This window comes from Paenibacillus oryzisoli (assembly GCF_001653565.1).
GTDB classification, from domain to species: domain Bacteria; phylum Bacillota; class Bacilli; order Paenibacillales; family NBRC-103111; genus Paenibacillus_E; species Paenibacillus_E oryzisoli.
Genome location: NZ_LYPB01000094.1, coordinates 13,000 through 27,495 on the forward strand (window position 1 = coordinate 13,000; position 14,496 = coordinate 27,495).

Annotated in this window: 13 protein-coding genes; all 13 read right to left on the reverse strand. The window is 46.6% G+C overall.

Annotation, left to right across the window (positions count from 1 at the left end):
- Positions 1-100 precede the first annotated feature (100 nt).
- The 13 genes from A8708_RS33445 to A8708_RS33505 all read right to left on the reverse strand — a co-directional run bounded on the left by A8708_RS33445 (position 101) and on the right by A8708_RS33505 (position 14,470).
- The gene (locus A8708_RS33445; RefSeq protein WP_068671221.1) at positions 101-1,345 is read right to left on the reverse strand and encodes a carbohydrate-binding domain-containing protein; all 1,245 of its coding nucleotides are present in this window, start codon (positions 1,343-1,345) and stop codon (positions 101-103) included.
- A 157-nt stretch (positions 1,346-1,502) separates the two neighbouring features.
- A complete protein-coding gene (locus A8708_RS33450; RefSeq protein ID WP_068671223.1) occupies positions 1,503-3,242 on the reverse strand; it encodes a GTP-binding protein in 1,740 nt (579 codons plus the stop codon).
- A gap of 1 nt (position 3,243) precedes the next feature.
- The gene (gene cysD, locus A8708_RS33455) at positions 3,244-4,167 is read right to left on the reverse strand and encodes a sulfate adenylyltransferase subunit CysD (RefSeq protein ID WP_239696926.1); all 924 of its coding nucleotides are present in this window, start codon (positions 4,165-4,167) and stop codon (positions 3,244-3,246) included.
- Between the two features lie 332 nt (positions 4,168-4,499).
- Positions 4,500-5,405 carry a TIGR02452 family protein gene (locus A8708_RS33460; RefSeq protein WP_068671225.1) on the reverse strand — a complete coding sequence of 302 codons (906 nt, stop codon included), beginning with the start codon at positions 5,403-5,405 and terminating at the stop codon, positions 4,500-4,502.
- On the reverse strand, positions 5,406-5,759 hold the full coding sequence (locus A8708_RS33465; protein ID WP_239696927.1) for a macro domain-containing protein: 354 nt from the start codon (positions 5,757-5,759) through the stop codon (positions 5,406-5,408). It lies immediately after the preceding gene.
- A 126-nt stretch (positions 5,760-5,885) separates the two neighbouring features.
- The gene (locus tag A8708_RS33470; protein WP_068671227.1) at positions 5,886-6,371 is read right to left on the reverse strand and encodes an NADAR family protein; all 486 of its coding nucleotides are present in this window, start codon (positions 6,369-6,371) and stop codon (positions 5,886-5,888) included.
- A gap of 21 nt (positions 6,372-6,392) precedes the next feature.
- Positions 6,393-7,298 carry an NUDIX hydrolase gene (locus tag A8708_RS33475; RefSeq protein WP_204787694.1) on the reverse strand — a complete coding sequence of 302 codons (906 nt, stop codon included), beginning with the start codon at positions 7,296-7,298 and terminating at the stop codon, positions 6,393-6,395.
- A gap of 425 nt (positions 7,299-7,723) precedes the next feature.
- Positions 7,724-9,202: a sensor histidine kinase gene (locus A8708_RS33480; protein ID WP_068671230.1), complete on the reverse strand. Its 1,479-nt coding sequence runs from the start codon at positions 9,200-9,202 to the stop codon at positions 7,724-7,726.
- On the reverse strand, positions 9,193-9,897 hold the full coding sequence (locus A8708_RS33485) for a response regulator transcription factor (RefSeq protein ID WP_068671232.1): 705 nt from the start codon (positions 9,895-9,897) through the stop codon (positions 9,193-9,195). Before A8708_RS33485 ends, A8708_RS33480 begins: the two co-directional genes overlap by 10 nt.
- A 244-nt stretch (positions 9,898-10,141) precedes the next feature.
- Positions 10,142-11,023: a hypothetical protein gene (locus A8708_RS33490; RefSeq protein WP_068671234.1), complete on the reverse strand. Its 882-nt coding sequence runs from the start codon at positions 11,021-11,023 to the stop codon at positions 10,142-10,144.
- A gap of 35 nt (positions 11,024-11,058) precedes the next feature.
- Positions 11,059-12,345 (reverse strand): copper amine oxidase N-terminal domain-containing protein, encoded by a 1,287-nt coding sequence (locus A8708_RS33495; RefSeq protein WP_082927976.1) that lies wholly within the window; start codon positions 12,343-12,345, stop codon positions 11,059-11,061.
- The gene (gene glmM / locus A8708_RS33500) at positions 12,326-13,684 is read right to left on the reverse strand and encodes a phosphoglucosamine mutase (protein ID WP_068671236.1); all 1,359 of its coding nucleotides are present in this window, start codon (positions 13,682-13,684) and stop codon (positions 12,326-12,328) included. Before glmM ends, A8708_RS33495 begins: the two co-directional genes overlap by 20 nt.
- Positions 13,685-13,708: 24 nt before the next feature.
- The gene (locus A8708_RS33505) at positions 13,709-14,470 is read right to left on the reverse strand and encodes a sugar phosphate nucleotidyltransferase (RefSeq protein ID WP_068671238.1); all 762 of its coding nucleotides are present in this window, start codon (positions 14,468-14,470) and stop codon (positions 13,709-13,711) included.
- Positions 14,471-14,496 lie beyond the last annotated feature (26 nt).

A 14,496-nucleotide genomic window follows, 5' to 3' on the forward strand; every position in this document is an offset into this window, starting at 1 on the left:
TGGTTGTGTGCCATTCTACAAATGAACTTAAATCCCATTTCTACACAATAAAGCCCCAGCGTATTGTCTCTGAGGCCTATCTGTGTTACTTATTTGCTTATTAGCGCATTCCTTTACCGCCACCAGCACCGCCTCGACCTCCACCACCTCGTGATGGGGTGATTTGGGTAATTTTTTCTCCATTGACGGTAACGTTACCTCCATTTAATTGAGCTATTCCATCCGCATCAAAAGCGGAAACCGCTTCTACATTGATCGTTCCTCCATTGATATAGAGATTACCATTTGAATCAAATGCATCCGTATCACCGCTAGCCATTTTCACATTGATGGTACCGCCATTGACTTCAATCACCACATCAGCGTTGACTTTGGCTGAGGCATTGATGCCGTCGTCATTCGCATACAAAGTAATCTGACCATCATTAATCCTAATAGCATTGGCCTCGATGCCTTCTTCACTGGTCTCAATGTTAATGATGCCGCCATCAATCTGAACAAAACTGTTGCCACGAATGGCATCGTCCGCAGCCTTAATCGTCAATGTACCACCCTCAATATAGACATACCCGCGGGAAGCATCTTCATCGTTCTCGCTATGCAACGCATCCTTACCAGAATCTATGGTAATCGTTCCGTCATTGATAAGAATTGCATCATTAGCCTCTATCGCATCGGCCGATGACTGAATGGTATACACGCCGCCCGTAATTTTGAGATCATCCTTGGAAGAAATACCGTTACCCGCCTTCGATACAATGTCTAAGCTACCAGTCCCATTCAGCGTCAGATCTGCCCTCGAGAAAATAACTGCATCCAAATTCGTATCTCCATCTGCTACATAACTTCCGGAAACCTCCATATGGTTCTTACTACTCGTGGATGTAACGAATACTTTATCCGCTGCTTTTACATAAATGGCTGGTGAATCTTCATTATTTATGCTGACGCCATCAAGGACGATTTGAACTTTGGCATCCTCGGGAGCATCAACCACTACTGTCACATTGTCTACCTCTCCGCTTAGCACATAAATGCCTTCCTTACTCAAAGTCACATCTTGATTACTTACCAATTTCATGGATGTGGCCGCTGCAAGATCCGCCGATTGTGCTAAATCTCGATCGCTGAATAGATCCGATTTATTGGGAACGGATGATGTCGCTGTAGATTTTGGCGTCGTGCTTGACGAGCTGGTCGAAGTTGCTGCTGTTGCTGTTTGTGTGGTTGTCGTCGCACTTGCATTCACATTGTCACTTGGCGCGTTAGAGCAACCCACAGCAGCTACGCTAAGTAATGCGGCCAATGTGATAACACCTAGACTGTTCAGTTTCTTTTTTTTCATAAATAAACACTCCTCGTATATGAAATAGTCATGGGCTGATTATGATTCAAGAGCATGATCGCTTCCTGATATGTCTACATCATAAGGCAGTTAACTTAAATCAAACTTAAATGACAAAAAAATCCCTACATCATGGTGATGTAGGGATTGGTTTTAATTAGAAGTTCAGGAATTGTCCGCGACTACTCTCGTTGATTAAATATTTGATAATTCGTTTCACAACATAATTAGCAGCTTCATTGATTGAGTTCTTGCTTAGATCAATTTCGATCTCGGAATTGCCAGCTGCATTGTTGGCGCTCGCGCTGCCTGCAAATGATGCTTTTACGGATACTTCGATAAATTCGTTGCCAATGATGTCACGCGCGATCGCTTGGTCACTACCACTTGAGGAATCATTCGATACCAAGGCAATAAGTCCAGCGTCGTTCATCAATTTCGCAACTTCCGCTACGCGCTGCAGTGATTCTCCTTGGCCATTACCAAGTAACATGGTATGGTGACCTGTCGATACCAGGCGCTTCTCAACTTCCTTCGCAAGCGTCGCGTGATCCGAACCCGCACCTGTGAACCACAGGGTCAACGGATTTTGACCTTTTTGCTGAGCACGAACATCTCTGGTAATTTCCGAATCTAATTGGGCAGCAGTATCTGAGCTTTGAAGAATTTGCTCAATGACGCCACAAGCAGAAGTCATATTCGTGACGCGATCAATCAGAATAAATCCGCCAATGCTTTTGTTTTCATCAAAAGAATCAATCACGATGTTGTCTGATAACGAAAACTCACAAGTGGCCAACTCATTTTTGACAATATGATCGGTCGGCACCGTTTTTCCTGTATTAATTTCGATTTTATGCGTAATAGACGTTACAGTACCAGGTAGGATTTTCGTTCCTACTTTGACCAGATAGTTCTTGCCTGGCGTTAGCACGGAATCGTCCATCCATAGGATGGTAGCGCTGAAATTGCTCGCTTCCTGAAGTTGAGCATCCTTCGTGAACACACAACCCCGCGAAACGTCGACTTCCCGATCCAATTGAATCGTGACAGGCTGTCCCGCATAAGCATAATCGCGATCTTGGTCTCCCACGAGGATCCGTTTGACTTTCGCCTTCTCATGACTAGGCAACGTCGTCAGCTCTTCGCCAACCGCGATACGCCCAGCCTCAACTTGGCCTTGGAATCCGCGGAATGTATGATCTGGACGGCATACACGCTGAATCGGCATCATAAATTGCTTCGCATTGTCGTTCTGGTGAACGTCCACATTTTCCAAATAGGGGAGCAAAGCCAGACCTTCGTACCAAGGGGTATTCGGCGATTTCTTCGTGATGTTATCCCCTTCTGTGGCGGAAACAGGAATGACCTGAATGCTTTCAAAGTGGAACTCAGCCGTCAACTGCAAAAACTCTTGCTTGATCGCATCGAAAACTTTCGGATCAAACCCGACTAAATCCATTTTATTCACAGCTAAAACAAGATGTTTAATACCCATAAGTGCACAAATCCGAGTATGGCGCTTGGTTTGGGTAATTACCCCTTTCTTCGCATCCACAAGAATGATAGCCAGATCCGCAAACGATGCGCCAACGGCCATGTTACGGGTGTATTCTTCGTGTCCAGGCGTGTCCGCTACGATGAACGAACGGTGGTCTGTCGTGAAATACCGATATGCCACATCAATCGTAATCCCTTGCTCACGCTCTGCCAGCAAACCGTCAAGGAGCAGGGAATAGTCAATTTTGCCGCCGCGGCTGCCAAGTCTGCTGTCTAGTTCTAGCGCTCTTTCCTGGTCGGCGAACAAAAGTTTGGCCTCATAAAGCATATGTCCAATCAAGGTGGATTTTCCATCGTCCACACTTCCGCAAGTGATAAATTTAAGCAGACTCTTCATTTTAGAAATAACCCTCCCGTTTACGTCTTTCCATACTTCCAGCCGCTTCTTGGTCGATTACCCGCGTTGTCCGTTCGGATGAGACCGCACCTAGAGTTTCTTCAATAATGGCATCAAGTGTATCTGCCTCAGACTCCGCGCCGCCAGTAAGCGGATAGCAGCCTAATGTACGGAAACGCATCTTCTTCATTTCGATTTTCTCATGAGGCTCCAGCTTCATGCGATCATCGTCCACCAAGATCAGATGTCCATCGCGTTCGATAACAGGTCTCTCTTGGGCAAAATAAAGAGGTACAATATCAATATTCTCTCTGTGAATGTATTGCCAAATGTCCTTCTCCGTCCAGTTCGAAATCGGGAATACGCGGATGCTCTCGCCTTTGTTAATTCTTGTGTTGAAAAGCTTCCACATTTCCGGACGTTGGTTCTTCGGATCCCAGGCATGATTCTTATTACGGAAAGAGAAAATCCGCTCCTTCGCACGCGACTTCTCCTCATCACGTCTTCCACCGCCGAAAGCAGCCGTAAATCCGTATTTGTCCAAACCTTGCTTCAAGGCTTGGGTTTTCATAATATCCGTATACGCGGAACCATGATCGAAAGGGTTGATCCCTTGTTCAATCCCTTCTTGATTGGAGTGAACGATCATGTTAATTCCGAATTCTTTGGCTTTGCGATCGCGAAAATCAATCATTTCTTTGAACTTCCACGTCGTATCAATATGCATGAACGAAAATGGCGGCTTTTCCGGATAGAAAGCTTTCAGCGCCAAATGCAGCATGACAGAACTATCCTTCCCGATCGAATACAGCATTACGGGATTCTCACATTCCGCCGCTACTTCTCGAATAATATAAATCGCTTCAGCCTCGAGTTGATCTAGATGCGTCATTTCATCTATAGAATCAAGCATCATTTTTTCCATGGAAAGGTGCCTCCTTTTAATTCTTACTAAATCTATCGCCTTTCTTTATATCCTAACAGATAATGGCTTTCGTGCAAAGTGGAAGAAAGTAAAAAACTTTAATTTTTCTGAGGGTTTGGTCGAAAATTGTCGTGTATTGCAGGTGAGCATGCAGCACTTATTTATATATGCATATAATGGGCTTATCGTTACTGAAGCATGCAGTGCTTCTTACCTCTAAAACGAAATAAAAAAGCACCTGATCATCAGGTGCTTCTAACTATATAAGAAACTTATTTCCAAAACAATCTCAAGCTGGGGACTTGGGTTTCGTTAATTCCGTCTTATCTGACTTATAGAATCTCTCTCTTGAATAAGTTAACTATCCTTTCTTCATTAAACTTATCCAAAATCGCAAAAACAATCCGATCAAATAACATCCCATATCCTTCATTGATTAGCACTTGCTTAAACATCCTTGCAACATCACCAGGATTATTCCTAAAAACGCCGCATCCATACGCACCCAGAATGATGGCTTTCTCCCCATTAATTGCCGCTACCGAAAGAATATATCGTATTCTCTCCAGCATTACCGGTTCAATCTTATCCACTTGCTGCGGTTCCCGCTCCCGGACAACCCCAGCATTAACGGCTGGTGCTGTAAGAACTGATACTAGATACGGACTCTCTAGCAGAGTGCAATCATCGCTTCGGAAGACGGGAACTCTAGGGGAGTACACCATATAATGTGAATAGAGACAAGTTTTAAGGGTACGGTTATAGACATACATCTCATCCATTTGCGAAATACAGGGGTATAAAGCTGAGGACCGAGCCAAACTTTCTTCCTGAGCCTGGCTTCCACCAAGGAACCCCCCACCCGGATTTTTGGCAGAAGCAAAGTTAAGACACAGTGTGTTCTGCAATCCTTCCTTTACCACAAGTCTTCGCGCGGCTGCCAACGTGGATTCATTCGTTACTTCAATATTTGAAGGGACTAACAACGCATCACTTATCCGAGATACCGCCTCTTCCTTAATTACTGGCAATCCGTTTGGTGAAAAAAGCTTGGATTCACGAATTGCCGTCTCTATCTCTTCCTGTACTGAAATTTTGTTCCCCTTTGGGTTAAGGTAGAAGCCTGTTTCAAGAATCTCCAGCGTTTCCTTTGCAATCTGTGATCTTATTTCTCTATTATTGTTTGGTGTATGCAATCCACTCACTCCATTACCTAAACTTAAATGTAACGCTATCATCTACGCTAACTTATATAGGGTCACGTTCACTTCCGTGAAAATATCATTCATCATACCTAAGATAACATGCCAATCTCCGCCGCCGCGGTCGCAGCCAATTTTGTAAGGAAGTGCGATGGAACACTGGTTAGCCTTGGCAAACTCGTTCAACTGACAAAGCGCGTTCCTTAAAGCTTCATCATTGGTATATTTCTTGCCATCCCTGCCGAAGGTTTGTTGGCCAAATAAATTGGCAACATACTTATTCATACGGTGGTCAACTTCAACAATTTGACAAGAACCAAGCAGGTCCCCTTTATTTTCGTTACAAAATCGTACATATTCTCTAAATACCTTTGGGTAACGTTGTTTCATTTGTTTGGCTACACCGTGAACCCATTACAGCCTGGCAATTGACTTGATGACCAACAATGGATTCAGATGCTTGAAATAAGTCTCCAGTAATGAAGTTAACCATGACACTCACTTCACTTTCTGTTTTCATTTATTCATCTCAGTGAACAGATCCTCCCTTAACTCCGTAAGCACTTCACCAAGCCAGTTAGTCCCTCTCCATGTTTCTCGCTTCAAAATTCGTGGATCATCTTCAGACAAACCTACACCCCATATGCGATCCGTCGGACTTGCTTCCACCAGTGTGGTTCCTTGTGTGACAAGCAGACTCTCGAGAAGCTGTTGGTTCTGAGTAAATTTTGCGTAATTGCCCTCGTACACGAATTGTTTGCAGTTCGTTTCCCATTGCTCACGATGAAAGTTACGTACCGCTCGTCCAAGCTCTTTCTGTTCACGCGGAGTTTGAGCGGATAATATTTGAGCAGCGATTTCCGCATCATTAAATAGCATTGCTTTTTGATACATCATGTATTGTTCAGCGCAATTAAAGTAGACTCCATCTATTTCAAATAAAGCAGGATGCCATTGTGAAAATGGCGATTCTGTCCGGTAGAAAAAAGTGAACTTTTCCATATGAAATCCGTCCTCACCTTATTAAGTGTTTTCCCAGCTGGGATTAAAGCGATATAGCTTGGAAGGGCGATGCCCAGCGTCTTTTGTATATTGATTGGTCTCTATAACCATGGGTGCAATCTTTCTTCGAAATGCCGCGGCAAGTAGCTCTTTTCCGAGAATGACTTCGTAAACCTGTTGAAGCTCTGACAGTGTGAATAATTGAGGCATGAGATGGAACGCAATGTGTGTGTACTCGATTTTATTACGCAGCCTTTCAACAGCGTATTCAATAATCTTAGCGTGATCGAACGCGATCCCCTGTGACCCTATAATCTCACGGCTGATTCTTCTCGTTCGCCCGGTAATCATCGTTGCTATTTTCACCGTTGTAGTTAAAACTTCCGCTTTATGCTTCAACGTTATTTTTATGAGACGCTCAAACTCGTATCCTTCCGCCAACATTGTTTTTTTCTCTTGGAAGACTTGGTAACTAACTTCAAACCAGCGTGCATCCTCTGCATCGTCACCTGCCCTAACATCAAGAGATGTCCGATCTACAAGCGCCATATAAGAGGAACTAATTACCCGTGTTCTTGGGTCACGTCCTACGTCGCCCCATGTGAATAACTGCTCCATATAGAGATTCTCAATATTGGTTTCGCTTTTCAATTCTCTTTGAGCCGCTTCTTCTATACTCTCATGTACAGATACGAATCCTCCTGGTAATGCCCATTCTCCTAAGTAAGGATGCTCCCCCCTCTTAATGAGCAGCAACTGCATAGATTTCTCCGGCAGCTTCCTGTAATTATCTTGTTCTTTATCAAATACCGTAAATATAAGCATATCTACAGTAACCGAAGGACGTTCATACATACTGACATCATATCTTTGCATAAATTCCTGCTCCGTCAGCCCGTTGCGGTCTCGCTTAAATATTTCCGTCACACTAATCACCTGATATCTATATTTTGTTAATAACATTTTGTTAATATCTAAGTGTTATTATATATGTTATCGCACTATTGTCAATACATGGAAATAAAGAAGTTTAATTCTCGAGCTTTGGAGCAGACGAATAGATGTTTTTTTTATTTACTGGAAAATGTACAGTTATATATGAGAATTTTCTTCAAAAACTCAATTTAACTGGAAAATATGTTGTTAAATTCACCCTTTTTCATTCCTGTTGGCTATCTGTATAAAATTAACTGTAGCTTTTCCATCTATTGAGCATCTGCCACGAAAATCCGCAATTATAACTACATAGAATCCATCTATTTCCTTTGCCTCCGGCTCCGTGTAAACCTATACATCCGAACGCCAAAAAACCGCAGAAAAGGAACCTCCCTTCTCTGCGGTCTTTCTATAAACTAACCAACGCTAGCCAAACTCACCACCGGCTGCACATACGGGCGGCTCTCATAAAGCGGAATTCTAACTTCAAAGGCGCTTCCGATCCCAAGCTCGCTTCGCACGCGTATGCTTCCATTGTGAAGCTCGACAAGCTCTCGCACAATGGCGAGCCCCAGCCCGGATGAGCCTTTATGCTTCACGGGTCTGCCTCTCTCCACTTTGAAGAAACGCTCCCAGATGAGTCCCTGGTCCTCGGGTGATATACCGATTCCCGTATCGGTGACCGTGATGAGGACACATTCCTCCGATGGAATCGCCATCGCCTTCAATTCGATCGTCCCGTTCTCGGTAAATTTAACAGCATTTTTGATCAAATTGTTTAAAATTTGTTCTAGCCGATCCGGATCAGCATGAGCCTGTGGTGAGTTATCATCCTCATAGCAGTGAATGAACGTTCCACGGAGTTCCGCTTCCGGTTGGAATTTAAAGGCTAACTTGGACAGCATCGCCTGAACATCGACGGCCACCCACATCAGATCGATCTCCTTATTTTCCAACTTCATGAGATCCGTAATATCATCGACCAACCGGTTCATATGTAAGGTTTCGTTATACAGAATTTCGTAATATCTATCCCGCGCTCCCTCTTCAATCAAACCATCCTGAAGCGCCTCTAGAAAACCCCGCATCGCCGTAAGCGGCGTGCGCAACTCATGAGAAACATTAGCCAAAAAGTCGTGGCGCATCTGATTCAGCTGTCTCTTCTCCAGATCCACGCGCGCAATCTGCTCCACCATGTGGTTAATGGTCGTCGCCAGTTCGCCGATCTCGTCTTTGGAATCGATCTGGATGCGTTCACTGTAATCTCCGATGGCAATCTTGGCTGCCGCCTTATCGATCTGTTGAATAGGCCGGGTAATGGACCAAGAAAAATAGGAGGATACGCCAAATGAAAAGAATATACCAAGGAGGGTTACCCAAAGGATGGTTTCTCGGAGCTGAGCGATCGTCTCATTCATCCCTTTAAGCGGCGAATGCAGAACAATTCCACCATATACATCGTTGTCTTTGCCCCAAGGGACGGCAACCGAAAGCATGCCTTCCTTAAATCCCTCAGACTGATTCCATACCGCGGGTTCACCACTCAAGACACCGTTTATCACATCCGCGCTAATGACCTTACCAACATTTACCTCATCCTTAGAAGAAGTCGTTACAATGTTTCCCTTTAAGTCAAATATCCAAATACGCGAATCGAAGGCTTGATCGAAAAAGCGCAGCTGTTCCTTAAATCTGTCACTCGGATCCGTTTGATCTTGAATAGCAAGATTCACCTGCTTGGCTTGGCGGATCATCTCATTACTTTTGGAATTGACGATATAATCCTTGGCAAATAGCGAAATAACGAGCCCCACCGCGCATAGCCCGAGAAGGACCGTAACCATGGAGCTTGTCAGCATTTTGCGGAGGATGCTCTTATTTGGATTTAAGTACATGCGGCTACCTCAAATTTATAACCCACTCCCCAAACTGTATGAATGCACACATGATGACACGGGCTTAATCTTTCACGAAGTTTTTTAATATGGACGTCCACTGTTCGCATATCACCTAAAAAATCATATCCCCACACCTGCTCCAACAGTTGCTCTCTCGTAAACACATCGCCTGGCGATTTCGCAAAAAATGCGAGTAATTCAAACTCTTTGGGACGCATGTCAATCTTCGTACTCCCCGCCAGCACCTCTCGGCGAGCCACATGGATGACTAAATCTTCAAACTCATATTGGACGGGTGCATCTACCTCAATAATCGGCTGCCCCTTCTGCATTCTGCGAAAAATCGCTTTAATGCGCGCCACGAGCTCCCTCGGACTGAAGGGCTTGGTCATATAATCGTCGGCACCCAGCTCAAGGCCAAGCACCCGATCGAATTCATCGTTCTTCGCTGTCAGCATAATGACTGGCACATCTTCATAGCGCTTCGTAATCTCCCGGCACGTTTCATACCCGTCGAGTCCGGGCATCATCACATCTAATATCACAATATCAGGCTTAACTTCTGCTAAAATGGTCAGGGCCGAGACGCCGTCAGGGGCTTCGATTAATTCGATGAGCTGCTGACGGAAATAGAGCCGGATGATTTCTCTCACATTCGGATCATCATCCGCAATCAACACTTTCCAAGGCACAAGCGGTCACACCTTTCTATGATCCTCCCATAGTTTTCTACAATCTTTTCCATTTTAAGGGGGTACCCTTGTTTGTATTCTTTATATGACACTTTAGGAACTAGATGACATCGCTTACAAAATATTGAAAAACCTCGCAAAATTTTTCTCACTATACACTCTCTATCCCACGCCCTACACGGCATTCCCCCGCGTATCACCCAAAAAAGCCCTCTATGGAATAGAGGACTTTAAGAAATTATTGTTACCACGAAGATAATGCCGTTCTCTTCCAGGTATTAGGTGCCACACAAACATAGACATACCCGTCATCCCAAGCCATCTCCCCTACTTCTCCGGGAGCAGTAGACGAGGCTGGTGTCATAGATTTCCTGATGCGAATGCTGTCATCACTGACATCTAACTTGGTCTTGGCGTCTGAGTTGCCAATACCGATATTACCGCTGCTGCGGTTAATCGATAATGGATTGTCTAGGGCTTTACCATCATCCGAATAACGGATGATCTGCAGATTCGAGCCGGCATTACCTCCCGATTCCTCGGAGTTATCTGCACGCATGGCCCAGCGGGGCGTCGTCACATTCTCATCGTCTGCCCTGGCCCAAGTCAGATCACGATTGACGCCAACGGTTCCAGCAACCCTGAGAACCCCATCCATCACATTAAAATTAGAGGAATGCGTGCGAATTTCAGCCACATCCTGATCGAACGGAATTTCCAGACGCGTGAACAGTTCATTCGGGTTTTTGCCGTCAGGTGACATCGTCGTTTCGAATGACATATGATTATGGTCGTGCTGCTCTGGGTTATTCGCTTTGGCATGGGCGACGATAGCCGCCTTATCCTTCCCTTTCTCATCTAGCCAAGAGATAGCAGGCTTCGCTCGATCTTTCGTCCACTGCAGCCGGATGAGATCCGACAAGTGGCCTTCTGAGGAGATCCACTGCTTATCGGTAGAGAGATGAATCCGATCATTATGAGGGACTTCAAGGCCTCCCCCAGGTAAGGACGATTCCTGAAAGGCGCCGACCGTGCCGGCCGCCTCATTGCCGCCTGCAAAGGCCATTCCTGAGACACCCAGCGCCGCACCAGCCAATAGAGAGATCACTAAACCCATTTTTTTCATCTTGCATCCTCCTCCTTCTTGTTCATCGAACCCGTTTAACGATTAGCGTTCAATAGTTCGATCCATCTCACGTAATCATGGACAGCGATGCCGATATAGCTCGGATAAAGGGAGAGGCTTGCCTTGACCTGTTTCAATTCCGACTCCATAAGCGAAGAATTCGACGTATAGAAGGTCGTGTAATCGGCTTCCTTGCTAGGCAACGTATCCACGGCAATGACCGCCTGTTTCTTCAGCGTTGCTGCCTCTAAAATGATGGATTTGGCTCTGGCAATGATACCATTGCTGCCGAGTGCCTTATTCCGATAAGCCATAATGACGACGCTATCCGCTTTCTCAAGCAGCCACGCGCTAAAGGAGTAATTAGATCCGGGAACCTTACTGCTGTTGATCCAAAAGGGAATATCGAAAGCCATCGTCATGTTGCGATCCGAGCTCTTCACTTGGGATTCAATGAGTCTGATCGTATTCATCCACTGTTCGAGCACCAAGGTCTGATTGGTCTTCCACATCTCCAAGGTGTAGGGTTCAATATCGAAATGAAAACCCTGGAAGCGCTCTAGAGCGCCTACCGAAGCGTTATATTGCGTAACCGCTGCGATCCACTGCCGGATATAGATATGGTTATACTCATAGATCCAATCCGATTGGCCTGCCAGCGCCTCCACCTTGATGCCCAGCTCATTCGCCCTGCGGATGAAATTTCGGTAAACATCCTGACTCGGATACGTTTTTTCGTAGCGGAGATAAAGCGACGTCAGCTTCTGGTTCACCGCAAACTGGAGAACGCGCTCGCCATCCGTCTCAATCAGCTTGCTATCCCAGATCCAAGTAGACCTTTGCGCTTTGTCCGCCGAAGTAATCAGTACCAAATTTTGTTCTCCCACCCAATCAACATCTGCTCCGAGGCTTTCACTGACCGCTCTCAGCGGAACCATGGTTCGGTCATTTCTTAAGACAGCCGGAGCGTCTATTTCCACCTGCTTGCCGTCCACAATTGCAACTTTTTGTCCGATGGTCAATAATGATGTGGCGTGTTTACTGCGAAAGGTTACCTGCTCCAAGGAACGATTCCATCCCACTTCAGCACCCAACTTCTCAGCAATCTCCCTTACCGGCACCATCGTACTGCCTGTCGTCTCATCAATGTAGGGCTGCGTATCTGCAAAGACGATCTTCTCCCCATTGACCTCCACGCCAAGCCCAGTGTCCAGCGAGTACACCGGGAAAAACAAAGGAACACTTACTACCAATTGAATAAAAATCAAGCAGACAATCGTCTTTCTCATAGGAACTAATAGATTAAACCACGCTATATTCAAGCTCTTCCTTGACCACCTCTACAATACCTTCCACATAACCGGACAATTCCCGTTCATCCGGTCCTTCTGCCATCACCCGCACCAGTGATTCCGTGCCTGAGGGCCGCACGAGCACACGACCGCGGCCGGCCATCTCACTCTCCACCTGGCGGATGACGGCATCAATACGACGATTGCCTTCCAGCTTGTATTTATTCATTACGCGTACATTAACAACCAACTGAGGGAATTTGACGACTGGCGATACGAGCTCAGACAAAGGCTTGCCTTCTTGAATCATCACCTGCAACAGCTGAAGGGCGGATAACATACCATCCCCTGTCGTGGAATTATCCAGAAGAATGATATGCCCAGATGACTCACCGCCCAAGTTGTACCCGCCACTGCGCATCGTTTCCATGACATGCCGGTCTCCGACCTTGCTCTTCAACGAATCAAGACCGATGGTATGCAGCGCTTGATGAAAACCAAGGTTGCTCATGACAGTAGAAACGACAGTGTTCTGATGCAGCCGTCCCTGCTTGGCCAGATGAGCTGCAAGGATATAGAGGATGTGATCCCCATCCAGTATTTCACCCCGCTCATCAACTGCAATCAGCCGGTCAGCATCACCGTCGAACGAAAGTCCCCCATGTGCCTGATGGTCCAGCACAGCCTTGCGCAGTTGCTCTGGATGCGTCGATCCGCAATCCAGATTAATATTTAAACCATCTGGCTGATGATGCATGAGAATGGTCTCCGCACCCAACTCGGCGAACAACTGCGGAGCTAACACGGAAGCAGCCCCGTTGGCACAATCGAGCACGATTCTACAGCCTAACAGCGGCATCGCAGCTGTCGACTTCAAATAGCTCAGATAGTCTTGTGCGCCTTGCGGATCATCACGCAGCGTGCCAATCCCCGCTCCCGTAGGGCGGGAACTCCGATGCTCGTCACCCTGCAAGCGGCTCTCGACTTCCGCTTCCCAGGCATCCGGCATTTTGAAACCGTCCCTTGCAAAAAATTTGATCCCGTTATCCTCCACCGGATTATGAGAGGCAGAGATCATTACCCCTGCGTCCAGGCCTGACTGCCGTGTGACATAAGCCACACCTGGCGTCGGTAGGACGCCTAGTCTTACAACATCAGCCCCGGCGGATAATAACCCAGCAGACAGAGCTGCTTCTAGCATGTGCCCCGAGATGCGGGTATCCCGCCCTATGGCGACGGTCGGCCGATTCCCCTCACAGCTGCGCATTAGCATATAGCCAACAATTAGCCCTAGTTCATAAGCCAGCTCTGGCGTTAACTCACGGTTGGCCACACCTCTAACGCCATCCGTACCGAAAATAGCTCCCATATCAACACTCCTCCCTATGGCTTGTTAGGCGAATATCCCCATGTGTTCATAAAAGGCCCGATTGGCTTCCTCCAATTGTTCCGGGGTATTAATCCCCATCACCTCTGCCTCATCCTCAAGGATTATCGCCTCGAATCGCTTCTCGCCACTGGAAATACCACGCTGCCGCATCACCTTCACGATATCGGTCAAGTAGTACTCCCCCTGCGCATTGTGATTCGTAATGCCAGGGAGGGCTTGGAACAAGCTTTCATTATCAAAACAGAAAATCCCTGTGTTAATTTCGTTAATCGCTCTCTGCTCAGGCGTCGCATCTTTCTCTTCAATGATATCGACCACTTCACCGCTTGCAGCATCTCGAATAATTCGGCCATAGCCGGTTGGATCCTTCACAATCGCGGTCAACACCACACCCGCGCTTGCTTGTGCTCGCTGAGCCGCCAGCAGCCGCTCGATGGTCGATTGCCGGATGAGCGGCGTATCGCCAGTCAGCACCAAGGTCGAGCCGCTGCGATTATATAGCAGCCGCTCCGCCTGAAGAACGGCGTGTGCCGTTCCCAGTTGATTCTCCTGATGAGCATAGGTAACCCGCGTTCCCAAGCAACTCTTCACCAGATCTCCCCGATGGCCGATCACGGCCACAATTCGGGTAATCGGCATCGCTTCCAGCTTGTCCACCAAACGGCCGATCATCGGTATGCCGCCGACAGGATGAAGCACTTTGGGGAGTTCCGACTTCATCCGTGTGCCTTTTCCTGCTCCTAACAGAATAGCGAATGCTTCCATGTAAGTGATTCAGCTCCCTTCGGGTT

Coding starts and splice junctions, on each gene's coding strand:
- A8708_RS33445 (WP_068671221.1), bottom strand. CDS start 1,345: ATGAAAAAAAAGAAACTGAACAGTCTAGGTGTTATCACATTGGCCGCA.
- A8708_RS33450 (WP_068671223.1), bottom strand. CDS start 3,242: ATGAAGAGTCTGCTTAAATTTATCACTTGCGGAAGTGTGGACGATGGA.
- cysD (WP_239696926.1), bottom strand. CDS start 4,167: ATGGAAAAAATGATGCTTGATTCTATAGATGAAATGACGCATCTAGAT.
- A8708_RS33460 (WP_068671225.1), bottom strand. CDS start 5,405: ATGATAGCGTTACATTTAAGTTTAGGTAATGGAGTGAGTGGATTGCAT.
- A8708_RS33465 (WP_239696927.1), bottom strand. CDS start 5,759: ATGAAACAACGTTACCCAAAGGTATTTAGAGAATATGTACGATTTTGT.
- A8708_RS33470 (WP_068671227.1), bottom strand. CDS start 6,371: ATGGAAAAGTTCACTTTTTTCTACCGGACAGAATCGCCATTTTCACAA.
- A8708_RS33480 (WP_068671230.1), bottom strand. CDS start 9,202: ATGTACTTAAATCCAAATAAGAGCATCCTCCGCAAAATGCTGACAAGC.
- A8708_RS33490 (WP_068671234.1), bottom strand. CDS start 11,023: ATGAAAAAAATGGGTTTAGTGATCTCTCTATTGGCTGGTGCGGCGCTG.
- glmM (WP_068671236.1), bottom strand. CDS start 13,684: ATGGGAGCTATTTTCGGTACGGATGGCGTTAGAGGTGTGGCCAACCGT.
- A8708_RS33505 (WP_068671238.1), bottom strand. CDS start 14,470: ATGGAAGCATTCGCTATTCTGTTAGGAGCAGGAAAAGGCACACGGATG.